Here is a 24,540-nt window from a genome sequence, read left to right as displayed (position 1 = left end):
AGATTAGTAGAGGTTATCTTAAGAAATTTTTGATGTCAAGCAAAAATATGTAAGCAATTGTATGTTTAGATACTTGCTAATTTCTCAACCGATAATTTAATGTTATCCATGCTGGTTGCAAAAGATAGCCTAACGTAACCTGGCGCTCCAAAGGCAGAACCTGGAACAACAGCCAAGCTTAGTTTTTCAAGACAATAAGTTGAAAACTCAACGTCATCTTTAAGACCAATTCTTTCAATCAATCCTTGAACTTTAGGAAAAGAATAGAAAGCTCCACCAGATCTTGGGCACTCAATACCATCTATAGCATTCAAACTATCAACAAGAAACTCATGGCGACGCTCAAAAGCCTCAACCATAATTGATATGAATGACTGGTCACCTGAAATCGCTTCAAGAGCAGCAGCTTGAGAAATTGAGCTTGGATTAGAGGTCGACTGTCCTTGAATTTTTTTCATCGCCTTAATTACTGTTTCAGGTCCAGCAGCATAACCAATTCTCCAGCCAGTCATTGCGTAGGCTTTAGATACACCATTAAGAATTACAACTCTATCTTTAAGTTCTGGACACGCCATTGCAATATTTACGAAATCATCATCACCCCACCTTATATGCTCGTATATATCATCGCTTATAGTAAGAACTTGAGGGTATTTTTTTAACACCTCACCAAGGGCTTTAATTTCTGATTTACTATAAACTGAGCCTGTTGGGTTAGAGGGGCTATTAAGAACGAAAAGTTTGGATTTATCGGTGATGCTAGCTTCTAATTGATCTGGAGTTATTTTAAAGTCTTGCTCTAAGCCAGCCTCAATAAATACAGGAGTCGCATCAGCAAGAATAGCCATGTCAGGATATGAAACCCAGTAAGGAGTTGGTATGATTACTTCATCGCCTTCGTTGAGGATTGCTTGACATAGGTTATAAAAAACTTGTTTACCACCGCAAGAAACCATTACTTCATTCAAAGAATAATCTAATCCATTCTCTCTTTTAAATTTTTTACAGACTGCTTTTTTAAGTTCTGCTGTTCCGTCAGCTGGGGTATATCTTGTATCCCCAGATCCAATTGCAGTAATAGCTGCTTTTTTAATATTTACAGGAGTATCAAAGTCTGGCTCACCCGATCCCATTGAAATTATTTGTATCCCTTGTGACTTTAATTCTTTGGCTTTATCGCTGACAGCCATAGTCGCAGAAGGTTTAACTTTTTGTACACGATTTGATAGGATAGTTGACATTTACTGTGCTCTTTAAATGGTTTAAAATTAAGGGTTTTATTTTAATCAAAAACTGCCGATAATGGCTAGAAAATTTCAACTGAAATCAAATTTTTCACCTAAGGGTGATCAGCCAAAAGCTATTCAAACGCTACTAGACGGAATTGAGGCTGGAGAGAAGTATCAAACGCTCGTTGGTGTTACGGGGTCAGGCAAAACATTTACTCTTGCAAATGTTATAGAGAAGAGTCAAAAACCAAGCCTTATTATGGCTCCAAACAAAACTTTAGCTGCCCAGCTTTATAGTGAAATGAAAGAATTCTTTCCTAACAATGCTGTTGAGTACTTTGTGTCTTATTATGATTATTACCAGCCAGAGGCCTATGTTCCTGCTTCAGACACATTTATTGAGAAAGATGCTTCAATAAATGAGCAGATAGAACAGATGAGACTTTCTGCTACCAAATCACTTCTTGAGCGCAAAGACGTAATAATTATTGCAAGTGTATCCGCTATCTATGGTCTTGGAGACCCTGAAAGCTATATGAAAATGCTTCTTCATTTGACTGTTGGGGAGGTTGCAAAGCAAAGAGAAATTCTTGCGACATTATCAAAGATGCAATATTCAAGAAATGACATTACATTAATCCGAGGTCATTTTAGAGTTAAGGGTGAGGTAATTGATATATTTCCAGCAGACTCTGAAGAACGAGCAATTCGAATAGAAATGTTTGATGATGAAGTGGAAAGCCTTTCATGGTTTGATCCACTAACAGGAGAAAAACTAAAGTCTCTTCAAAGGGTTACTATTTATCCAAAGACACATTACGTTACCCCTAAATCAACCATATTAAATATCCTTGATGATATTAAGGTAGAGCTTGGCTTAAGGAAAAAAGAACTACTTTCTCAAAATAAATTAGTTGAAGATCAAAGACTTTCTCAAAGAGTAGCGCAGGATATGGAAATGATGAGAGAGCTTGGCTATTGCTCAGGTATTGAGAATTACTCCCGCTATTTATCTGGAAGAAAACCAGGAGAACCGCCACCAACCCTGTTTGATTATATGCCCGAAGATTCTTTAATTATCTTAGATGAGTCCCACGTTACAGTGAGCCAAATAGGGGCAATGTACAATGGTGATAGGGCTAGAAAAACAACGCTCGTAGATTTTGGTTTTCGCCTGCCGTCAGCGCTAGACAATAGACCACTTAGATTTGAAGAATTTTCTGAAAGGCTGAACCAGTGTATTTTGGTTTCAGCAACTCCAGCAAAATTTGAATTAGAGATGTCAACTGTTATTGCTGAGCAAGTTGTAAGGCCAACCGGATTATTAGATCCAGGCATTGTTATTAAGCCCGTTGAAACTCAGGTTGATGATTTACTATCTGAAATTCATAAAAGGGTTGCTGTAAAAGAAAGGGTCCTAGTGACAACACTGACTAAGAAGATGTCAGAACAGCTAAGTGACTACTTAAATGATCATAATGTAAAAGTAAGGTATCTTCATTCTGATATTGATACTGTTGAAAGGGTAGAAATCATTCGAGACTTACGTCTTGGTGTTTTTGATGTTTTAGTTGGGATAAATCTTTTAAGAGAAGGGTTAGATATTCCAGAGGTATCTCTAGTTGCAATTTTAGATGCAGATAAAGAAGGTTTTCTTCGCTCAGAGCGATCTTTAATACAAACGATGGGAAGGGCTGCTCGAAATATTAATGGAAGCGTTATCTTATATGCTGACAGGATCACTAACTCAATACAAAGAGCAATGGATGTTACATCTGCAAGAAGAGACAAGCAGGAGGCCTATAACAAAAAACATGGAATAATACCCATGGGCGTTGTGAAGCCGATTGTTGATATTTTAGATACAGACCTTTCAGCATCTGATATTGATGATTTAATATCTGAAACTATTCAAGTAAAATTATCTCCTGTTCAGCTCTCCAAAGAACTAAAGCGACTTGAAAAAGAGATGTACAAGTTTGCTGAGGATTTAAAATTTGAGCAGGCAGCAGACACTAGAAATCAAATAAAACGATTAAGAGATGGGCAATTTAAATAATATGACGTTAAATATTACTGAGATCTTCTACTCGCTTCAAGGAGAGGCAAGAGAGGTTGGAATTCCAACTGTGTTTGTTCGACTTACAGGCTGCCCATTAAGGTGTAATTATTGTGATACTGCGTATGCATTTAAAGGCAATAATCCTTTATCAATTGAGCAAATATTAGCTGAGATCTCAAAATATAAAACACACTATATATGTGTTACGGGCGGAGAACCAATGGCGCAAAGTAATTGCCTTGTTTTATTGGATACCTTAATAGAGAAGGGATACAAGGTGTCAATGGAAACAAGCGGCAGTATTGATATTTCTAAGGTAAATAAAAATGTATCTATTGTAATGGACCTTAAAACCCCTTCATCAACAGAGCAACATCAAAATAGATATGAAAATATTGCGCTTTTAGAAAACAAAGATCAGCTCAAGTTTGTTATCGCTTCAAGGTTAGATTTTGATTGGTGTTGCAGTATTTTGGAAGGTCATGAGATTTTATCAGATGTCCTGTTTTCACCAGTTTATGAAAGCTTGAAGCCAGCACAATTAGCAGATTGGATTTTAGAGAAACAACTTAATGTTCGGCTTCAAGTGCAACTTCATAAGATTCTTTGGGGCGACGAAAAAGGAAAATAGTTAACCTTTAATATCTCTAGTCTAGAAGTAAAAATTAGTAAGCTTCTAAGTAGAGATGGTTCCTTCAATTCTAGCCTTTGCTTTATCAATTGCGACATGATAGTGAGGGTCTTCAAGGACGTTGACCTCGACTAAATGTTTTGCTGTTTTTAGAAGTAATCTGCACTCTTCACTAAGATGAACTAAATGTAGGGTTTTCCCTGCTTTTTGGTAACGATCAGCAAGCTTATCAATTGCTTCAATTGCAGAGTGATCTATCACTCTTGAGTCCTCAAAATCTATGTAAACATTTTCAGGGTCTTCTTTGGGGCTAAAGATCGCATGAAAAGTATTGATTGATGCAAAAAATATTGCACCATGGAGTCTGTATGTCTTTTTCCCATCTGACTCAACTTCTTCAACAGACTGTATTTTTCCAGCAGACTCCCAAGCATACGATAGCGCTGACATAATAACGCCAGTTATGACTGCAAGTGCCAAGTTATCTGTTAATACAGTTATTACTGCCACAGATATTCCAACAATAATATCGGGCATTGGAACCTTACCAAATAATCGAAATGAACCCCACTCAAAGGTACCAATTACGACCATCATCATGACGCCAATTAGAACCGCAACTGGAATCATTTCTATGTATTTAGAAAGATAGAGTATAAAAAATAATAACACCACAGATGCAACTATTCCAGAGAGTCTTCCCCTTCCTCCAGACTTAATATTAATCAGACTTTGCCCAACCATTGCGCAGCCACCCATTCCGCCAAAAAGACCTGTAACCGTATTGGCAACGCCTTGTCCAATACACTCGCGATTTGGCTGACCAGTAGTTTCTGTTAAATCATCAATTAGGTTAAGTGTTAATAAGCTTTCAATAAGCCCAACTAGGGCCATAATCATTGCGTAAGGAAAGATAATTTTAAGCATCTCAAAATCAATTGGCACATCCGGTAAATGGAATGGAGGAAATACACCACCAATAGGCGCAATATCTCCAACTGTTCTAGTATCAAGTCCTAAAAATAATACAGCCACTGTTCCAATGACAATTGCAACTAGAGTTGATGGTACTGCGCGAGTTAATCTTGGTAAAAAATGAATAATAGCCATTGTAATTGCAACAATTACTAGCATTAACATTAAAGGGGTTCCAGTAATCCACTCGCCGCCAACTTTAAATTGTTTTACCTGTGCTAGAAAAATGACAATTGCTAGACCATTTACAAAGCCTAGAAAAACTGGATGAGGAACAAGTCTTATAAATTTACCCATCTTAAATAGACCAAATACAATTTGAATAAGCCCGGTTAATACTACAGCTGCAAATAGGTACTCTACTCCATGAATGGCAACTAAGGTTCCAATGACAACTGCAATAGCTCCTGTAGCACCAGAGATCATTCCAGGCCTTCCACCTATGATTGATGTAATGAGTCCAATAGTAAAGGCGGCATAGAGCCCAACTAGTGGGTTTAATCCTGCCAAAAGGGCAAATGCAACAGCTTCAGGGACCAATGCTAATGCTACTGTCAGTCCTGACAAGATATCGTTTTTTGCGTTACTGGGAACGCGCTTATGAATGAGCTTAAACATTATTTCCTTTTAGATTGGGTTGTAACTAAGGCTTTTCAGCAGGTATAGATGGAGTAGTTGATGTCACATCAGCATTTTGTGCACGATGTCTAAGTGCGTGATCCATTAATGTAATTGCTAGCATTGCCTCTGCAATTGGGGTTGCCCTAATGCCGACGCAAGGATCATGTCTGCCAGTGGTACTAATTTCTGTTGCTTTACCCTTTTTGTCAATGCTATCTGCAGTAAGTCTTATGCTGGAAGTTGGTTTTAGCGCAATAGAAACTAAGAGATCTTGACCTGAGCTGATACCACCAAGTATCCCTCCAGAGTTATTTGACGTAAATCCTTCAGGAGTTATTGGATCTCTATGAATCGAGCCTTTTTGATTAACAACATTGAATCCAGCGCCGATTTCAATACCTTTTACAGCATTGATGCTCATCATTGCGTGAGCAATATCAGCATCAAGTCTATCAAAAATCGGCTCACCAAGTCCTGTAATCATTTTTCTAGCAACGATGTTGATTCTTGCACCAATTGAATCACCTGACTTTCTAAGGTTATCCATATAGTCTTCTAGTTCATTTACTTTGCTGGCATCAGGACAAAAGAAAGGATTATTATGGACTTCATTCCAGTCAAAATTTTCAAAAGAAATTGGTCCTAGTTGGGCTAAGTACCCACGAATTTCAATACCATATTTTTCTTTTAGGTATTTTTTAGCAATGCCGCCAGCTGCAACTCTTATTGCAGTTTCTCTAGCAGAAGAGCGACCACCACCACGGTAATCTCTAATTCCATATTTTTGTTGATAAGTGAAATCTGCATGACCAGGCCTAAAAGAGTTTGCAATTTTTGTATAGTCTCTTGGTCTTTGATCGGTATTTTCAATCAAAAGGGCAATAGGGGTTCCAGTAGTTACACCTTCAAAAGTTCCAGATACTATTTTAATTGTATCTGACTCTCTTCTTTGAGTTGTGTGTCTTGAGCTTCCTGGCTTTCTAAGATCTAAATCACCCTGAAGATCCTCTTCTTTAAGTTTCATCCCTGGAGGGCAGCCATCTACAATACCTACAAGAGCATCACCATGACTTTCGCCAGCGGTTGTTAGTGTGAATAGTTTTCCAAATGAATTGCCAGACATTGCCTATTGATGTACGTTACTTAGATGGCGTACATTATACCAGTGACAGCTTATATTTCGAATAAGATTAATTCAGTGGATAGTTAAAGAGCTTCTTGTAAAAAGTATTGGTAACTTTTAAATAGAGTTATTTAAGAAAGTCATCAAAGTAGAAGTAATTAACTCCAGGCTTATCATCAGCTTTTAAAACCATAGTCATTGCAAGAGACTCTGCTTTAACGCTTCTGTATTTACTTGCAGTTCCAATTAAAAAAAGATCCATTATCTTTGCAAGATTTATTGCGATTTTTTCAGCTAGTCTTTTTTCAGAGCGCTCTCCAACTAAAAAACTAGGCCTAAATATATTTACTGTTGAAAAGCCAAGACTTTGAATGGACTCTTCAAGTTCCCCCTTTGTCCTTAGATAAAAATTTTTTGAAGAACTGTTTGCACCTATGGAAGAAATAAGACTCAATGTTTCAGCGCCCGCTTCTTTGGCTTTTCTAGCAATACTAAGGCAATAGTCTATATCAACTTTTCTAAAATTCTCTTTACTTCCAGCAGTTTTAATTGTTGTTCCAAGACAAATAAATACATTATTACAAGAGGGCAATGTGCCATTTTTTACAAAAGCATCAAAATCAATAACCATTTCTGTAATGTTGGGTGGAAGGTTGGGAATTGATCTTCGAGTTAGAGCAATAGCGACCTGTTTTTTACTAGACAGAACTTTAATCACATTTCCACCTATAAGGCCCGTAGAACCAGCAATAATTGAAGTAGTCACTGTCAGAAGTATTTAAACAATAGTTTAAGTATATTATGGTAAAGCTATTTCAATACTGCCCATGTCTTTATCAACATCAATTTTCATCTTGTCAAACTTAGGAGCGCCCATTCCACTAAATTGATAAAAACCTGCTGGCTCCTTAGGGATAAAGAAAAAGAAATCCAACTTACCGTTACCATTTTCATCTTCAAATGAAGCTAAAGCGTATGGACCCGAAGGAACTTCCATGCTCCAAGAAACATCACAAGTGCCGCTTTTACTTGGCTCATAAATTTTTTCTTGACTATGATTCATGCCCTTCCATCCCGACTCTTCATAAATAAGAACATGGACCGCATTCTTAGTTGAACATCCAGTAACTATTCCACTAACAGTATGCATATGACTATCAGCCATAGCCTGCATTGCAAAAAGGGCTAAAAATATAGTAAATAATTTAAAATTTATATTCATGATTGATTGTACATAAAAAAAATGAGAGTATCAGTGTAGACAATACTGTTGAGATTTTAGTGAATTTTTCATGAGTTTTATATGAAAATTTATATTTAATTAAGATTAAAAATTTTGTAATTAGTTTGATTAATAAACATCTTCTTCAAAAAAATCAATCACAGAGTCGAGACCACCATAGTTGATAATTACATCACAATTTTTTTGCAATAAGGGTTTGGCATGGTAGGCAACAGACATACCAGCAATTTTCAACATTTCTAAATCATTAGCACCATCACCAATAGCAATGACTTGCGCTTTTTTTAATTGGTAAAGTGTACATAGCTCATTAATATAATTTGCTTTTTCATTGGCATCAATAACTTTTCCTAAGACTGCTCCAGTGAGGCAGCTATTAATCACCTCTACATTGTTGGCTCTAAAGGTATCAACTCCTAAACTTTTATGAAGGCGATCAGCAAAATAACTAAGGCCACCTGAGATAATGGCTGACTTTACACTTATTGATTTAAAGAAATTGATTAGCTCTTTGGCTCCAGGGCTTAATTTTAAAGAGTTAGTATAAACAGACTCAAATGCTGAAGTGTTGACTCCTTTAAGTATTGATACCCTTTTTTTAAAGGACTCAGTAAAATCCAGATTGCCCTGCATTGCTTGTTCAGTAATCAAAGCAACTTCACTTGACATTCCTGACTCCTTAGCAATCTCATCAATCGTCTCAATTGTTATTAAGGTTGAGTCCATATCACTAACCACTAATTTAATATCTGAAAAATTAAACTTCTTATGATGTAAATTTATGTCAACTGTATTTTCAAGTCTTAGTTTTTCAATAGTAAAATTAAAGTTAGTGTGAATTCTAAAGTGATTTTTTCGCTTTTCCAAGTCGCCTTTAAGAGTCCTTGTAAGCTTTTCAGCAATAATTAAATCTTGAGTATGGATTATGAGTGTTTCCATTAATAAATGAATGATTTGCTGAGGTTGTCAGCATCAATATCTTACAGGATCTGATATTTTTTTTATTTCATATTTGGTCACTTTATCTAAAATTCATAATTTAAAAAATGTAACAAATTGACATAAAAGGTAAATTTAAGTTCATTTTGGCTTAGGTATAATCAATTACAATTTATAACCAATGAAGGTTATTTTTGCTAAAACATTGACGTTTGGATGGGCTTATTAAAATTGAGCACAGCTGAACGTTTTTTTTTAAAAAAAAGTTTAAACCATTAACTATTATGACACAAACATATAATTTTAGTGCTGGGCCAGCAATGCTGCCTACTCTAGTACTTAAACAAATTCAGCAAGAGCTTATTGAGTATGGAAACTCGAAAGCCTCAGTAATGGAAATTTCGCATAGAGGAGTTGATTTTATGGAGGCCGCTCAAAAATCTGAAAAGGATTTGAGAGATCTTTTAAATATTCCAAGTAATTACAAGGTTTTGTTTCTTCAGGGCGGTGCCTCTGCTCAGTTTTCAATGGTTCCAATTAACCTATTAAGAGGAAAGTCTAAAGCTTGCTATGCAAATACAGGGCACTGGTCAGTAAAAGCAATTGCTGAAGCGCAGCGTTATTGTAAAGTTAATGTTTGTACAGATAGCTCAGAGAATAATTTTACTGATATTGATGATTTTAAAAATTGGAATATTGATCAAGATTCTGCTTACCTTCATTACACCCCAAATGAAACAATTGCTGGACTAGAGTTTGATTATATTCCTGAAGTTGATATCCCATTAGTTGCTGATATGTCTTCAACGATTCTTTCTCGAGAGATTGATGTTTCTAAATATGGTGTTATTTATGCAGGTGCTCAAAAAAATATTGGACCTGCTGGCATAACAATTATTATTGTAAGAGAAGACTTAATTGGTAACGTAGTTAAAGGACAGCCAAAACTCTTTGACTATTCAACTCAAGCTAATAATGAGTCAATGTTTAACACTCCTGCCACTTTTCCATGGTATGCCGCTGGACGCGTTTTTGAATGGCTTAAAGAACAGGGAGGCTTGAGTGTGATTCAAAAAATAAATCATACAAAAGCAAAAACACTTTATACGGCAATTGATAACTCTGATTTTTATTCAAACCCAGTTGCAATTAAATATCGCTCTTGGATGAATGTTCCATTTTTATTAGCAGACGACAGTCTTAATGGCTTATTTTTAGAACGCTCAAAAGAAGCAGGATTACTTGCACTTAAGGGTCATCGAAGTGTTGGAGGAATGAGGGCTAGTATTTATAACGCAATGCCTCAAGAAGGTGTTGATGCCTTAGTTAATTTTATGAGTGATTTTGAAAAGGATTTTGGGTGATGCTTAAAGTACAAGTTTTAAATAACATTTCATCTCTAGGTTTAGATAAATTTTCTAGAGATGTTTATGATTTGACAGTGAAGGATAATAATCCAGATGTCATACTCGTTCGAAGTGCCAAGATGCATGAATTGGAAATTGGGGAAAATCTTAAAGCGGTTGGCCGTGCTGGAGCAGGAGTAAACAATATCCCACTTGAAAAAATGAGTGACAAAGGTGTTGTGGTATTTAACACTCCAGGCGCAAATGCTAATGCAGTTAAGGAGCTTGTTATTTCATCAATGCTTCTTGCTAGTCGTAACATTTGTCAGGCATGGAGTTATGTAAACAATTTGCCCCTTGAGAACCTTAAGGCAACTGTAGAAGATGGGAAAAAACAATACTCAGGATCGGAATTACCAGGCAAAACACTAGGTATTGTTGGACTCGGTGCTATTGGTGTTGAAATTGCAAATGCAGCTAGCATTCTTGGTATGGATGTTATTGGCTTTGACCCATCAATTACCAAGAAGAATGCTTGGAAAATTTCTTCTGAAGTAGAAGATGCAGCTACTATAGAAGAATTATTTTCTAAGAGTGATTTTGTTTCTTTTCACGTTCCATTAATTGATGAAACTCAAAACTTATTAAATGCAAAACGTATTGCTTTATTGCCCCAAGGCTGCGTAATTATTAACTTATCGAGAGATGGAATTGTTGATGAAGAAGAGTTAATAAAAGCACTCGACTCTGGCAAAGTCAAGTATTACGTCACTGACTTCCCAATTAATGACAAAAAAAATCATGAAAGAGTCATTGCGCTTCCCCATCTTGGGGCCTCAACATCTGAGGCTGAAGATAATTGCGCTGTGATGATTGCTAAACAGATTAAAGATTACCTTGAAAATGGAAACATTGTTAATTCTGTTAACTTTCCTGACGCTAGGATGCCGAGAGCAGGACAAGAGCGATTAGCTATTACTCATAAAAATATTCCAAATATGGTTCGTCAAATAACAAAAGCCATAGCTGAAGAAGAGGCTAATATTCTTGATATGATAAATAAGTCTAAAGGAGGAGTTGCTTATACTCTAATTGATCTTGAAAATGAAATTTCCACTAAGGCTATTGAAAACATTAGGCGAGTAGAAGGTATTTTGACAGTAAGAATTCTTTAAGTCTTTATGGTGCCCTGGACAAGATTCGAACTTGTGACCCCTCGCTTAGGAGGCGAGCGCTCTATCCAGCTGAGCTACCAAGGCAAGCGGTATATTATTGCCACTTATGAGTAATTATTCAAGTGATTATTTGATTAATAATATAATTAGAGTTTAAGTAGTCAATTTTTACCTTTTCAAGATTGTTCTTTTTGACTAGAACTAATGAAGGGAAGCCGCTTATTGACATGGTTTTTGTTGTGTGAATCTGATCAAGAAGGAGATTATTCACTTCACTTGATTTTAGATCCTCCTTAAATGATTCTACATTTAGCCCTATATCGCGAGCAATATTAATTAATGTATCTTCATTTGAGGGGTTTAGGGCATTTAAATAGTAAGCCTTTTGGATTCCTTCAGTCATTAAAACTTCAAAATCAGGATGCTGTTTTTTTGCAGAAATAACCGCTCTGCAGGAGGGGTATGTTGAGCGCCTGGGCTCATTTAGAGTCCAAAAATCATAATTAAATTCTGTACCAGGGACAACTTTTTGAATTTTTATCCAATTTTCTTGAACATATTTTTGAGTTTCTAAAGGCATCTGTAAATCATTATCAGGGGCTAGTCCACCTAAAAGATAGTTAACATTTATATGGCTTGGTAATTCTTTTAAAATTTTATGCCATGTTGGCTGAAATGCCCAGCACCAGGAGCACATTGGGTCATGAATATAATATAAAGTATTGTTAACTAACTCCAAAAATATTTCCAAAAAAGTATATAATTTACATTATAGGGGTTAAATATTATTGGAGCATACTTATGCAAGCGATCTTAAAAAATTCACTAATTACTGTATTTTTACTTATTTCTCAACTTTCATTTGCAGGTAGCTTTGTAGATTCTGCTACTGTCACATCAGTTGAGAAGGTTTACAAGCAATATAGGGTCGACGAGCCTTATCAAGAGTGTTATATTCAGGAAACTGTTCAAAGTGGGGACGGTAGTGCGACAAATGAATTATTTGGTGCCGTTATTGGAGGCGCAATTGGAAATAAGCTTGGTAAGGGCGATGGCAATGATGCCATGACTCTTTTTGGAGCTCTTATGGGCGCCTCAATTGCAAATGATGCTGAAAAGAAAGCTAACACAACTGGAAAGAAAATAATCAGCCAAGAGGTCTGCGAAACAAAGGTTAGACAGGTGATTGAAAAAAGATTGAGTCATTATCTCGTTACAGTGGACTATGCTGGGCGTGATGTTAGCTTTAAAAGTAATAGAAGGCCCTCTAAAGATGTTATAAAAATTGAGGTAACTGTTGATGGCCTTGGTAATTAATTTGTCCTAGTTGAACTAAGCCTTAGTGCATCTCTTTATCTTATATTTATTAATAGCAACTGTAATTTTAATTACAGTTGCTTTTTTATATGTTTCATCAATAGCAGCAACCCCTCCAAAAGGAAGAGCTGATGATCTGTCTAAGGACCTATCTTTAAAATCGGGGCGAGTTATAGCCTGTATTGGAGACTCATTAACACATGGAAATATTGGAGAATGCTGGGTTGAAAGCCTTCGTAATGAGTATCCAGAAGATACAGTCCTTAATGAAGGCATTAATGGAGACGTGGTTTGGCAAGTAAATAAGAGAATAGAGTCAATTATAAATTGTGGTCCTGACATAATAATCCTGATGATTGGGTCGAATGATGTAATGGCTTCTTTCAACAAAAAGTCAGGGGAGCGGTACAAGTCGAATAATAAATTGCCCAAAATTCCAACTTTTGAAAACTATCAGAAATTATTACCCGAACTTCTTGATAAACTAAACGGGACATCAAAAATTGCCTTATGCACACTTCCACCTATTGGTGAGAATAAAGATTCTGCAATTAATGAGCATGTAAGAAAATTTAATGACTTCATAGAGTTAACAGCAAATAATAAAAATATTAACCTTATTCCAGTTGCAAAACTTTTATGGGATGATTTATCTAAAAGAACTTACCCAGTTAAAAGTGATTATGATCCAAACTCACTTCCAATTATTAGAAGAATTTATGGCGGAATGATGCACCACTATATTTTTAAAAAGTCATGGGATGAAATAGCTAAGTCAAAAGGACAATGGCTGCTATTTGATCAAATTCATTTGGATGAACGTGCTGCAAAAATTTTATTTAATGCGACTAAAAAATACATTTCTTCAGTCTAGTTATTACCCTTATCTATATAATAAAGATAGTCATAAACTTACTGTAATAGCTTTATTTTTTTAAATTATTAAAAACTCATGAAAGATATTAAAATTGAAGATCGTTTAATCTTTGCATTAGATGTCCCTGAAGTTGCAGAAGCCAAAAAAATTGTCACAGAGCTTGATGATAGTGTTAACTTTTATAAAATTGGTATGGAGCTTCTAATGACAGGCCAATATTTTGAATTACTAGACTGGTTAATAGCAAGAGACAAAAAAGTCTTTGTTGATTTAAAATTTTTTGATGTCCCTGAAACTGTTGGTAGAACAATTGCCAGACTAAGCGACTATGGGGCAACATTTGCAACTATTCATGGTAATCAAGCTCTAATGGAAAAGGCTTCTGAGAATAAAAATAATTTAAAGATCCTTGCTGTAACCGCTTTAACAAGCTTGGATAGAGGTGACTTAGATGATCTTGGGTTTGATTGCAATGTTAAAGATTTAGTTATTTCTAGAGCTAAAAGAGCTTTTGAGGCTGGATGTGATGGAATTGTTTCCTCTGGTTTAGAGGTACCATACATTCGTGAATATGTTGATAATAAACTTATTGCTGTTACTCCAGGTATACGTCCAGTAGCTAATGATGATGATCAAAAGCGAGTAGTCGATGTAGCGACGGCTTTTAAGAGCGGGTCTGATTATATTGTAGTTGGAAGGCCAATTAGAAATGCAGAGAACCGTTATGATGAAGCTTCTAGAATTCAAAAAATTATACGTGCAACTTTTGAAGCAGTATAATTCTTCACTTAATAGTCGCGTAACTCAGTTGGTTAGAGTGCCACCTCGACAAGGTGGAAGTCGTCAGTTCAAATCTGACCGTGACTACCAGAATTATTTACCTCTTTAAATTCAATTTTTTGGTATTTATTACTTATAATAAACAGATTAAAATATAATTAAAATCATGAAAAAAATATTACTAGTCGTATTTATATCACTTGGTTTAGTGGGCTGTTCATATGTTCAGCTTACAGATCTCCCTTCGTCAGAATCTGAAGCAGAAAAAATAATTTCTCTTGGTCTTACACACAAAGAAAATCTCAGTGCTGCTCAAAAACTACAAGATCCAGAATTAGTTTTAGCTGTAATCGAAAAACTCGAAAAATCTGAAGAACTAAAAAATAAATTACGCATTGAGGCAGAGGATGTTATCAAATATGCCGAAATGGTTAAAGTTTCAAATGCTGACTCAGATGGACAGATAGTTTTTACAGGAGCTGAAGTTTTTAAAACTGAGAAGAGTGGCTTCTTTGATAATGAAAATGAAAGGCATAATTACTTTCTTTATGGAGTGAAAAATAATAATGAGGTAATGAAGCATAAGATCAGACTGTCGATTTTGTACTCGTCAAAAAACTGGAGAAGCTATAATTCTTCTAATTTTTGTGATAAATGGCGTTGTGATGAAGATGATCAAATTGAAATAAATCTTCTCTCTACGGATGCATCTAAATGTACTGATTCAAGTTGCGAATATAGAGAAATAATGGAGTTAAGTTTAAGTGATGAGTTTTTGAAAAGTAATGCTGAAAAAGGTTTTACTTTAGAAGTTAATTCAAAAAAAGTTTCGACTAAAGTTAACATAGTTTCATCCTATGTTTTGGGATATCTCAGTATTGCTAATTAGTTCAGTTTTACTCCTTTTTTTTATTAGTAATAATTTCAACTTAAAAGTTAAATCTAATGCACTAATAGTTTAGATATTCTTCACCTATTAAACACTTGACATTCACCTATAAAGTGTAGAATTAATTTAATATTTTTCAAAAAAAGAAGGTGTCTTTGTGATTTTAGAAATTTTTTTTGCTGCAGGTTGTTTTTGGGGTGTTGAAAAAAACTTTGAAAATATCGAAGGTGTTGTAGATGTTGTTTCAGGATACTCTGGTGGAAATTATGAGAATCCAACCTATCAGGATGTTCTCAATAATAGAAGAATTCAGAGTGAAAGTTTTCTTTCTGTTTTGAAAAATATTGGGTTATCTAACGAAGAAAAATCAACCCAAAAGAATACTTTAATTAATCATACAGAGACTGTAAAAGTTATTTATGATACCGACAGAGTTTCCACAGAACAATTGCTGAAAAATTTTTGGGAGATTCATGATCCAACCCAACTAAATAGACAAGGTAATGATGTTGGAAATAACTACCGTTCTGCAATCTATTGGACTAATAATGAACAAAAAGAAATTGCAAATAGGACAGGTCAACTTTATCAAAAGCTATTAACAGCAAAAGGTTATGGTGAAATTATGACTGAGATGGCAGCTTTAGAGAAATTTTGGCCAGCTGAAGATTACCATCAGGATTACTTAATGAGAAATCCGAATGGCTACTGCCCTGATCATTCTACTGGTGTTACTTTTATTGAGAAAGTTCCAAAAGAATCATTGGTTGCAGATATATCACCCTTAGGTGGAAAAGAAATTGTTGTTATTGGCCCTGAAGTAGAAGGTACTTGCTTGTTTTGTCTTGAGTTCGAAAAACTAGTAACCTCAAAATACAAGGGAACTATTCCACTAAGATCAGCTCCAGCATCGTCATTGAATGGCTTTGAGCTAATTACAGAGACATGGGCTACACCTACTATTTTTCTAATAGAGAATGGAAAGGAGGTATGGGCGCATCAAGGAATTATGTCTTCTGATGATTTTTATAAAGCATTGGGTGAATTTAAATTAGGTAAAGATTCTGATGCTTTCAATGTTGCATTTAATGAAGGCACAGATAGAAGATTCTGCAAACAGTATGAAATTTTTAAGAATACGCCTGACGGTATTTTTATAGATAAGCTTTCTGGAAGACCTCTTTTTGATACCGCAGACCGATTTGATTCAAAGTCTGGCTGGTTGTCCTTTACAAGGCCAGTGCGTAACGAGGTTTATGAAGTGATTGATCTTAGTTATGGTATGAGACGCACAGAAGTTAGATCATTGAGCTCAGATATTCATTTGGGCCATGTATTTAATGATGGTCCTGACGGAATGCCAAGGTACTGTATTAATGCAACTGTTTTAGAGTTTGTCGCAAGAGGTGATGTTTAGAATCTAAAAAAAACTGTAAAATAATTATAATATTTCAAAAACAATATTATTTAAATCAAAAATGATCAATACAGCTAAATTATTCAACCTCTCTTTAAGTAAAGTCTTATTAATAATATCTTTTTCTTTTTTATTGCTATCTCCAGCGATTGCTGAAGATGGTTTGTATGAAAGAGGGATTGAATTAATAGAACAAAAAAATTATGAAAAGGCCCTTAAAGCATTTGAATTAGGTGCTAAAACAGGTGACTTAAATGCAATGACTGCTCTTGGAATAATGTATATCACTGGTGTAGGTGTTATTCAAAACGACACTAAAGGTTTTAAATATGTCCAAGATGCGGCAAACAAGTCTCATCCAAAAGCGCAATATACTTTGGGGGCTATTTATTATCTTGGAGCTGGTGTAAATATTGACTTTATTAAAGCATTTAGCTGGATTAGTTTGTCTGCGGATCAAGGTTATTCAGATGCTCAACATAATTTGGCACAAATGTATGAGGCTGGAGAAGGGGTACCACAGAATTTTGAGCAATCTTATGAATACTATCTTAAAGCTGCAAGGAATGATAATTTAGACTCTCAAATTAAAGTTGCACAGATGTATCAAGAGGGCATTGGAACTGCAAAAAATCTTGAAAAAAGTGCCTATTGGCTTAAAAAAATTGATGAGTCTAAAGTAGAAAACTAATACGCTCAGTTCGCACAGTTAAATACTATGAAAAATAATAATTCTAACAATGTTTATGATGTGGTAATTATTGGTGCAGGGCCAGCAGGACTAAGTTTTGCTTGTTCATTAGCAAATCAGGATCAAAAAATACTTGTTGTCGAAAAATCGCCGCATATTTCGATTTCAGACCCTAAGCCAGATGGAAGGGAAACTGCTCTAACTCATAATTCATTAAAGATACTACAAAAACTCGGTGTTTGGAGTCTCATTGATCAGGCCAAAGTCAGTCCACTTAGGGAGGCAAAAGTTTTTGATGGTGATTCAGAATCATTATTAAATTTTGAAGCAAATAAAACGTCAATTGATGCTCTTGGATATCTTGTTCCAAATAATTTAATCAGGCTTGCTTTGTATCAAAAAGCATCAAGTGCCGATAACATAACTATTATTAATGATTTAGCAGTTGACTCTCTTAATACAAGTTCTTCTAATGCTGAGATTACTCTTTCAAATGGTAAAACTATAAATTCAAAGCTTATAGTTGCTGCAGATAGTCGGTTTTCAGAAATACGGAGAAAGATGGGCATATCATCAACGATGAAAGACTTCTCTAAGGTAATGATAATTACAAGAGTCTCTCATGAAAAGTCTCATAATCAAACTGCTCTTGAGTGCTTTAACTATGGCCATACCCTAGCGCTTCTCCCCTTAAATGGCAATATATCATCTGTTGTTCTTACAGTTCCAACTGATGAGGCAGATGAAATGTTAAATATGGACGAGACGAAGTTTTGTGCACAAGCTAGTGATGGCTTTAATGGGGTTTTAGGTGAAATGAAACAAATTGGTAAAAGGCATTCTTATCCTTTAGTTGGGGTTTATGCTCAAAAATTTAGAGCTACTCGTTTTGCTTTAATTGGCGATGCTGCAGTTGGAATGCATCCAGTTACAGCGCATGGTTTTAATTTAGGTCTAAGGGGACAAGACATTCTCTCACACGCAGTTATTAAGGCTGCTCAAAATGGTAATGATATTGGTTCAGACTCAGTTTTAAAGGAATTTGAAAATAAACAAATACATTTATCTAGATTGATGTATTTTGGGACAAATGGCGTTGTTTCCTTGTTTACTAATGATGATGCCGTTGCTAAAAAAGTTAGAAAGTTAGTCTTAAAATTTGCAGATCGATTTCCTCCAGTCAAGTCCCTTATCACAAAGCATCTAACAGAATCTAAAAAAAGTAATTTAATCCCATTTTGAAGGAAATTATATGACAGGTGATTTAAGCAATTTAAGAAAAGAATATCTCAAAAGTGGTATCGTAAAAGGCGACCTTAAAAATAATCCAATTGAACAGTTTTCATTATGGTTTGACCAGGCTATAGAAGCTAATATTATTGAGCCGAGTGCAATGAGTCTTGCTACGTCAGATGACTATATAGGAATTAGAACCGTCCTTCTTAAATTTTTTGACGATAAGGGCTTTGTATTTTTCACAAACTACGAGTCTAAAAAATCAAAACAACTTCAAAACAATCCCCAGGCTGCTCTTCTTTTTCCTTGGCTTGCCCTAGAAAGGCAAATCAAAATTATTGGAAGTGTTGAGAAGATTACAAAGTTAGAATCTTTAAAATATTTTTCTTCGAGGCCAAAAGATTCTCAAATTGGTGCATGGTCATCTCAACAATCATCAAAAATATCCTCCAGAGCAATTTTGGTTGATCAGTTTGCAGCAATGAAAAAAAAATTTGCTAATGGAGAGATCCCACTTCCTGAATTTTGGGGTGGTTATAGAGTAGTTCCTCGAAGTATTGAGTTTTGGCAAGGAAGAGAAAGCAGACTTCATGATCGCCTCATATACGAGCGTAAAGATAATGGGTGGGATATTAGTCGCCTTTCGCCCTGAATAATTCGATTACTGGTTTAGTTTGAGGGTTTTTTCCTAGCCAGAAAGAAAACGAGAGTGCTGCTTGTTCTACGAGCATTCCAAGCCCATCACTAACTTTTCTAGCAGAATTTTCATTTGCCCACTTCATGAAAGGTGTTTCTTTGCCATACATTAAGTCATAACATAGTGCTCCCTCAACAACACCTTTTGGAATATTAGGGATATTTCCATCAATAGATGCACTTGTCGCATTAATAACTATATCAACTGGCTTGGATTTAATTTGGTCCAATCCAAAGCCACAAACTTTTCCATACTTTAGAAACTTACTCGCAAGCTTTAAAGATTTTTCTTTAGTTCGGTTTGCTAATAATATTTTTTGAGGATTACAATCAAGTATTGGCTTAAGAATTCCTTGTGTTGCACCTCCTGCGCCAATAATTAGGATTTCCTTTCCTTTCAAGGATTGATTTAAATTATTTGTAAAATCATTCACTAATCCATTTCCATCAGTATTTTCACCAATCAAAGTGTTGGCTTCAATTTTTATAGCATTTACCGCCCCAGCAGCCTTTGCATTTGGTGTTAAGGTTTTTGATAGATTATGCGCCTGAATTTTAAATGGCAGAGTAATGTTAAAACCCTGGCCATCTGAATCAATAAACTTCTTTACTGTGTCTTTAAATTCATCTATTGGTGAAAGTATTTTTTCATATGAAATTTCAAGCCCAAACTCCTGAGAGAATTGGGCGTGAATTATTGGAGATATGCTGTGATGAACTGGATTGCCAATTACTGCATATTTGTTCATAAACTTTTAAGAAGCTTTTTCATCAGAATTTTCAGACTTTTTTAAATCAGACTTAATTGAAGCTTTTTTATCAGAATTTTCGGATTTTTTAATAGATGCTTTTGTTGGGGCCTTTTTGACTGGTTTGCGGGCTGGCTTTTTAATCGGCTTCGCTACAACATTCTCAGTCGGCTTCGCTACAACATTCTCAGTCGGCTTCGCTACAACATTCTCAGTCGGCTTCGCTACAACATTCTCAGTCGGCTTCGCTACAACATTCTCAGTCGGCTTCGCTACAACATTCTCAGTCGGCTTCGCTACAACATTCTCAGTCGGCTTCGCTACAACATTCTCAGTCGGCTTCGCTACAACATTCTCAGTCGGCTTCGCTACAATATTCTCAGTCGGCTTCGCTACAACATTCTCAGTCGGCTTCGCTACAACATTCTCAGTCGGCTTCGCTACAACATTCTCAGTCGGCTTTTGATTAGAATTTGCCGTATTTTTTTGATTTCTATTTCTATTTTGATTTCTATTTCTATTTTGGTTTGGATTGTTCTGATTAGCCTTGATATTATTAGCTTCATTGGAGCTATTTTTTTGAGCTTCACTAGTTGTACTTTTTTGATTTTCTTGTGTATTTTGATTTTGGTTTCTATTTCTATTTTGGTTTCGATTTCTATTTTGGTTTCTGTTTCTATTTTGATTCCTGTTCTGAGGCTTACTAGTTTTTGATTGAGTAGGTGTTTTTTTATCTGAAGAGAATATTTCAGATAATTTACTCATAAATGAGACCTTCTTTTCAGGCATCTTTGTCGACGGGTGATTTGTGGATATTGCAGGAATATCAGGTTTATCAATATAATTAATTACATTTGGGTTTTCTTGAGGTTTAGAGACGCCTTGAAAACTCTTATGATGAGAGTTCTTATCACCCTTTTGTTTATTCATTGTGAAGTGAGGAAAGTGCATGTATTGATTTGGAAGAAGAGTAATCTTAATATTATGTTTATCTTCCATTTCAATTATGTTTTGTCTCTTCTCGTTAAGTAAATAAGTTATTACTTCAACACTGGATTGAATTGTTATGTCGTCACCATTTTTATTTGAATTTAAGTTGTCTTCTAGTTGACGAATAATTCTTAAAGATAGTGAAGGAATAGTTGGATTTGTTCCACTTCCATTACAAATTGAACACGTTTTTCCTGTCGATTCAGCAACAGAGTTCATTAGTCTTTGGCGTGATAGCTCTAAAAGTCCAAATCTTGATATTGAGCCTATTTGAACGCGAGCCCTATCATTTGCTGTAGCTTTTTCCATTAATTTTTCAATAGCTGTTCTATTGGATTCTGAGGCCATATCAATAAAGTCTATTACTACTAAACCACCAATATCTCTTAATTGAAGTTGTAACGCAATTTCTGATGCAGCATCTAAATTTGCTTTATAGGCAGTATCTTCAATACTTGTTCCCTTTGTTGCTCTAGCAGAATTGATGTCTATTGCTGTTAATGCTTCTGTCGGATCAAACACAATGGTTGCTCCAGATCTCAAAGCAACTTCTCTGTTAAAGACGCTCTTAACTTGAGACTCTATGCTCATATGTGCAAAAAGAGAGTGCTCTGTAATATCAAAGAATTTAATCTTATCTAAGTAATGCGGCATTACAAAGCTAATAAAGTCTCTAGCCTTTTGATAAGTCTCTAAGTCATCAATAATGACACTATCGGTATCTTCTCTTAAAAAGTCACGCAACGCCCTAACAGTTATATCACTTTCTTGGTAGATCAAAAAAGGATCCTCTTGCTTTTTAGTTGCAGTTTTAATAGATTTCCAGAGCTGAGTTAGATGGTCTATCTCCCATTGAAGTTCACTAACGCCCCTCCCAGCACCCTCAGTACGAATTATAAGTCCAGAGTGCTTAGGAACATTGAGACTTGGCAATAAGTTTTTTAAATCTTGACGATCTGATGCTCCAATTTGTCTAGATATGCCTGAGCTTTTAGGGTTGTTTGGGGTTAGTATCATATAAGCACCAGCTAAATTGATGTAGGTACTAAGAGCAGCGCCTTTGTTACCACGCTCTTCTTTTTCAACTTGTATGATAATGTCTTGCCCTTCTTTAAGGACGTCACTGATAGTTAATTTATCGCCTTTAGGCTTAACACCATCAGAAAAGAAAGGAGAAATCTCTTTAAAGGGTAAAAAACCATGCTTGTCCTTGCCATAGTTGACGAAAGCAGCTTCTAAAGATTGCTCTACTCGAGAAATCTTTGCTTTGTATATGTTGCCCTTAGTCTTTCTATTGAGGCTTGTCTCGATATCAAGGCCAGTAAGCTTTTGGTCCTTGACGATTGCAACTCGAATTTCTTCTTTGTGGGTTGCATTGATTAAAATGTGATTCATTATGAAGTCCTATAATATCTGGACTATTGAGCACATACAAAGCATCAATACTTACGTATTGAATGGGAATAAAGGTTTGATTAATAAAATTCATCAATTACTAAATAAGGTTTTGTATGTGGCTTCAATTAGCCCATAAAAAAATTAGTTCGTTACAATAGTTCTATTTTTTAGTTTGAAACAATTGTAAAAAAATTCTTGTTAGTCGAAAAAAAATGATCGACAACCAAATTATACCACATTATGACTAAGGGGATTTGTTTACTGATTGAGTGTACGGCCACCGTCAACATTAATTATTTGGCCCGTTAGGTAATTAGAGTTTGCTAAAAAAAGCACTGTGTCTGCAATGTCTTGAGGAGAGCCTTGCCTTTTAAGGGCTATTCTTTCAAGCATAATACTTTTATCTGACTCAGAAATTTCTGCACCTTCTTGTGGCCATAAGATCGAGCCAGGTGAAACTCCATTAACTCTGATAGAGGGAGCAAGTTCTTTAGCAAGTGTAAGGGTAAGCATTTTTAGACCTGCTTTTGAAATATTGTAGACAGAATGTTTTTTGAGTGGTCGGTCTGCATGAATGTCAATGATATTTATTATTGATCCCTCGCTAGATTTGAGTTTTTGACTTAGTCCCTTTGACAGAAAGAAGGGCGCTTTAAGATTAACATCTAATATATTATCCCAATTTTCAGAGTCGCTCTCGTCAACTGATAAAGGATAGAAGACAGATGCGTTGTTAACTAATAAGTCTATTGATTCTATAGATTCAATAATTGTACTTATAGAGTCTATGTTATTAAGATTGCCTACTACTACTTTTGCCGATTTTTCTTTTAAAAGGTTAAGTTCATCACAAAGTAATTGCGCTTTGTCTTTTGATTGATTGCAATGAATAATTATATTAAAGTTATTTTTGTGAAGTGTTTTTGCTATTTGAGCTCCAATTCGAGCTGCTCCACCAGTAATTAAGGCTGTTTTCATAGGTTTTATTAGTTAATTAAATTGATTAAGTAAAATTTGTTTTTGAGAGAATAAAGTCAATTCACAGTATAAAATAATTTCTAATATGAACCTTCAAGATATTATATCTAAAACCATTAAAGATAATAACAAACCCATTGGTTTTGATGTGTTTATGAATCTTGCCCTGTACCATTCTGAGTTTGGATATTATCGATCCAATAAAACATTATTTGGCCGTCATGGTGACTTTATAACAGCCCCAGAGACCTCTGACTTATTTGGCTATACACTTGCGAGACAGTGCAAGCAGGTTCTTAATAATGGTGATATTCTAGAGTTTGGAGCAGGGAGTGGAGTGCTTGCTGCTCAAATTCTTTTTGAATTAGGCAGGCTAAGCTCACTTCCTGGAAAATATTATATTATCGAATTAAGTGCCCAACTTAAAGACAGGCAGATGCAAACTATTAAAAAAGTTTTACCTGAAATCTTTAATCGGGTTGAATGGCTAACTGAGCTGCCAAAAGATTTTAAAGGTGTTGTTATTGCTAATGAAATTCTTGATGCTATTCCTGCAAAAAGAATAACGTTCTCTGAGGGCTATTTTGTGGAATTAGGGGTTGATTTTCAAAATGAGAATTTTCAATGGAAAAAGTTTACTCAGCCTTATATTAGGACTGAAACATCTCTTCCTGATCTTAAAGAGGAAGGATACACTACTGAAATAAATGTTCAGTCTATCGCTTGGATTAAGTCGCTTTATGACTTTATTTCTGAGGGAACAGTTCTATTAATTGATTATGGTATGGATAAATCTGAATATTTTCACCCTCAGCGCAATGACGGAACTCTAAAGTGTTTTTTTAATCATGAATCAAGTGATGATCCTTTTTGTAATATTGGTTATCAAGATATAACAACATCGGTTAATTTTTCAGATATTGCTGAAAGTGCAGTTGATGCTGGTTTTGAAATTTCTGGATATTGCACGCAAGCAATGTTTTTAATTTCATTGGGTATTGAAAAGTATCTATTGGATGAAAAGGATAATGAAATTAGAATCAAACTAGCTCAAGAGGTTAAGCAACTAGTTTTGCCAGGGGCAATGGGTGAGGTTTTTAAAGTGATGGCTTTATCTAAAAAACAACCAGTAAAATTAGATGGTTTCAAAGAGCAAGATCTTACCAATAAGCTTTAAA

23 protein-coding genes and 2 tRNA genes are annotated in these 24,540 nt (G+C 35.3%); 14 read left to right on the top strand and 11 right to left on the bottom strand.

All coding sequences use genetic code 11. From position 1 onward, the window contains the following. Positions 1 to 65: 65 nt before the first annotated feature. Positions 66 to 1,241 (bottom strand): pyridoxal phosphate-dependent aminotransferase, encoded by a 1,176-nt coding sequence (locus ABXT49_RS05600; protein ID WP_416651067.1) that lies wholly within the window; start codon positions 1,239 to 1,241, stop codon positions 66 to 68. Positions 1,242 to 1,302: 61 nt separating this feature from the next. Between ABXT49_RS05600 and uvrB the strand changes: the two genes are divergently transcribed. Beyond that, on the top strand, positions 1,303 to 3,288 hold the full coding sequence (gene uvrB, locus ABXT49_RS05595) for an excinuclease ABC subunit UvrB (protein WP_416651065.1): 1,986 nt from the start codon (positions 1,303 to 1,305) through the stop codon (positions 3,286 to 3,288). Further along, positions 3,272 to 3,922: a 7-carboxy-7-deazaguanine synthase QueE gene (queE, locus tag ABXT49_RS05590; RefSeq protein ID WP_416651063.1), complete on the top strand. Its 651-nt coding sequence runs from the start codon at positions 3,272 to 3,274 to the stop codon at positions 3,920 to 3,922. The genes uvrB and queE overlap by 17 nt, the downstream gene beginning before the upstream one ends. A 45-nt stretch (positions 3,923 to 3,967) precedes the next feature. Here the strand turns inward: queE and ABXT49_RS05585 are convergent, their stop codons facing one another. From ABXT49_RS05585 to serB, 5 genes are all read right to left on the bottom strand, one after another. After that, positions 3,968 to 5,515 carry a SulP family inorganic anion transporter gene (locus ABXT49_RS05585; RefSeq protein WP_416651061.1) on the bottom strand — a complete coding sequence of 516 codons (1,548 nt, stop codon included), beginning with the start codon at positions 5,513 to 5,515 and terminating at the stop codon, positions 3,968 to 3,970. Positions 5,516 to 5,540: 25 nt separating this feature from the next. Beyond that, positions 5,541 to 6,641, bottom strand: a complete 1,101-nt coding sequence (gene aroC, locus ABXT49_RS05580) for a chorismate synthase (protein WP_416651059.1) — start codon at positions 6,639 to 6,641, stop codon at positions 5,541 to 5,543. Between the two features lie 127 nt (positions 6,642 to 6,768). Continuing rightward, positions 6,769 to 7,407: a hypothetical protein gene (locus ABXT49_RS05575; RefSeq protein ID WP_416651057.1), complete on the bottom strand. Its 639-nt coding sequence runs from the start codon at positions 7,405 to 7,407 to the stop codon at positions 6,769 to 6,771. A gap of 33 nt (positions 7,408 to 7,440) precedes the next feature. After that, a complete protein-coding gene (locus ABXT49_RS05570; RefSeq protein ID WP_416651055.1) occupies positions 7,441 to 7,863 on the bottom strand; it encodes a DUF2141 domain-containing protein in 423 nt (140 codons plus the stop codon). A 129-nt stretch (positions 7,864 to 7,992) separates the two neighbouring features. Then, on the bottom strand, positions 7,993 to 8,823 hold the full coding sequence (serB, locus tag ABXT49_RS05565) for a phosphoserine phosphatase SerB (protein ID WP_416651053.1): 831 nt from the start codon (positions 8,821 to 8,823) through the stop codon (positions 7,993 to 7,995). A gap of 284 nt (positions 8,824 to 9,107) precedes the next feature. Between serB and serC the strand changes: the two genes are divergently transcribed. Both serC and ABXT49_RS05555 read left to right on the top strand, forming a co-directional pair. Beyond that, positions 9,108 to 10,187, top strand: coding sequence for a 3-phosphoserine/phosphohydroxythreonine transaminase (gene serC, locus ABXT49_RS05560; protein ID WP_416651051.1), 1,080 nt, complete (start codon positions 9,108 to 9,110; stop codon positions 10,185 to 10,187). Then, positions 10,187 to 11,344, top strand: a complete 1,158-nt coding sequence (locus ABXT49_RS05555; RefSeq protein WP_416651049.1) for a phosphoglycerate dehydrogenase — start codon at positions 10,187 to 10,189, stop codon at positions 11,342 to 11,344. The genes serC and ABXT49_RS05555 overlap by 1 nt, the downstream gene beginning before the upstream one ends. Positions 11,345 to 11,351: 7 nt before the next feature. Here the strand turns inward: ABXT49_RS05555 and ABXT49_RS05550 are convergent. Next, positions 11,352 to 11,428 (bottom strand) — tRNA-Arg (locus ABXT49_RS05550). A gap of 34 nt (positions 11,429 to 11,462) precedes the next feature. Further along, a complete protein-coding gene (locus ABXT49_RS05545; protein ID WP_416651047.1) occupies positions 11,463 to 12,083 on the bottom strand; it encodes a DsbA family protein in 621 nt (206 codons plus the stop codon). 62 nt (positions 12,084 to 12,145) lie between these two features. On the opposite strand from ABXT49_RS05545, the gene ABXT49_RS05540 reads away from it, so the two are divergent. The 9 genes from ABXT49_RS05540 (at position 12,146) to pdxH (ending at position 19,203) form a co-directional block, all read left to right on the top strand. After that, positions 12,146 to 12,661, top strand: coding sequence for a glycine zipper 2TM domain-containing protein (locus ABXT49_RS05540; protein ID WP_416651045.1), 516 nt, complete (start codon positions 12,146 to 12,148; stop codon positions 12,659 to 12,661). A 25-nt stretch (positions 12,662 to 12,686) separates the two neighbouring features. Continuing rightward, on the top strand, positions 12,687 to 13,535 hold the full coding sequence (locus ABXT49_RS05535) for an SGNH/GDSL hydrolase family protein (RefSeq protein WP_416651043.1): 849 nt from the start codon (positions 12,687 to 12,689) through the stop codon (positions 13,533 to 13,535). Between the two features lie 78 nt (positions 13,536 to 13,613). After that, positions 13,614 to 14,318, top strand: coding sequence for an orotidine-5'-phosphate decarboxylase (gene pyrF / locus ABXT49_RS05530; protein WP_416651041.1), 705 nt, complete (start codon positions 13,614 to 13,616; stop codon positions 14,316 to 14,318). 13 nt (positions 14,319 to 14,331) lie between these two features. Beyond that, positions 14,332 to 14,408 (top strand) — tRNA-Val (locus tag ABXT49_RS05525). Between the two features lie 76 nt (positions 14,409 to 14,484). Beyond that, entirely contained in the window at positions 14,485 to 15,207 is a 723-nt protein-coding gene (locus ABXT49_RS05520; RefSeq protein WP_416651039.1) for a hypothetical protein, read from the top strand. Positions 15,208 to 15,364: 157 nt separating this feature from the next. Then, the gene (msrA, locus tag ABXT49_RS05515) at positions 15,365 to 16,624 is read left to right on the top strand and encodes a peptide-methionine (S)-S-oxide reductase MsrA (protein WP_416651037.1); all 1,260 of its coding nucleotides are present in this window, start codon (positions 15,365 to 15,367) and stop codon (positions 16,622 to 16,624) included. Between the two features lie 61 nt (positions 16,625 to 16,685). Next, positions 16,686 to 17,315 (top strand): tetratricopeptide repeat protein, encoded by a 630-nt coding sequence (locus ABXT49_RS05510; protein ID WP_416651035.1) that lies wholly within the window; start codon positions 16,686 to 16,688, stop codon positions 17,313 to 17,315. Between the two features lie 27 nt (positions 17,316 to 17,342). Continuing rightward, positions 17,343 to 18,557, top strand: coding sequence for a 5-demethoxyubiquinol-8 5-hydroxylase UbiM (gene ubiM / locus ABXT49_RS05505; RefSeq protein WP_416651033.1), 1,215 nt, complete (start codon positions 17,343 to 17,345; stop codon positions 18,555 to 18,557). A gap of 10 nt (positions 18,558 to 18,567) precedes the next feature. Further along, a complete protein-coding gene (gene pdxH, locus ABXT49_RS05500) occupies positions 18,568 to 19,203 on the top strand; it encodes a pyridoxamine 5'-phosphate oxidase (protein WP_416651031.1) in 636 nt (211 codons plus the stop codon). Here the strand turns inward: pdxH and aroE are convergent. The 3 genes from aroE to ABXT49_RS05485 all read right to left on the bottom strand — a co-directional run bounded on the left by aroE (position 19,184) and on the right by ABXT49_RS05485 (position 23,362). Next, a complete protein-coding gene (aroE, locus tag ABXT49_RS05495) occupies positions 19,184 to 19,996 on the bottom strand; it encodes a shikimate dehydrogenase (RefSeq protein ID WP_416651029.1) in 813 nt (270 codons plus the stop codon). The genes pdxH and aroE overlap by 20 nt on opposite strands. 6 nt (positions 19,997 to 20,002) lie before the next feature. Beyond that, a complete protein-coding gene (locus tag ABXT49_RS05490) occupies positions 20,003 to 22,381 on the bottom strand; it encodes an Rne/Rng family ribonuclease (protein WP_416651027.1) in 2,379 nt (792 codons plus the stop codon). Positions 22,382 to 22,642: 261 nt separating this feature from the next. Then, positions 22,643 to 23,362: a pteridine reductase gene (locus tag ABXT49_RS05485; protein ID WP_416651025.1), complete on the bottom strand. Its 720-nt coding sequence runs from the start codon at positions 23,360 to 23,362 to the stop codon at positions 22,643 to 22,645. An 85-nt stretch (positions 23,363 to 23,447) separates the two neighbouring features. On the opposite strand from ABXT49_RS05485, the gene ABXT49_RS05480 reads away from it, so the two are divergent. After that, entirely contained in the window at positions 23,448 to 24,539 is a 1,092-nt protein-coding gene (locus ABXT49_RS05480) for a class I SAM-dependent methyltransferase (protein ID WP_416651023.1), read from the top strand. Position 24,540 lies beyond the last annotated feature (1 nt).

It is taken from the genome of Candidatus Pseudothioglobus sp. Uisw_086 (assembly GCF_048085745.1).
Classification (GTDB): domain Bacteria; phylum Pseudomonadota; class Gammaproteobacteria; order PS1; family Pseudothioglobaceae; genus Pseudothioglobus.
Note: the sequence above shows the minus strand (reverse complement) of the source record. Positions and strands in the feature narration are given on the sequence as shown.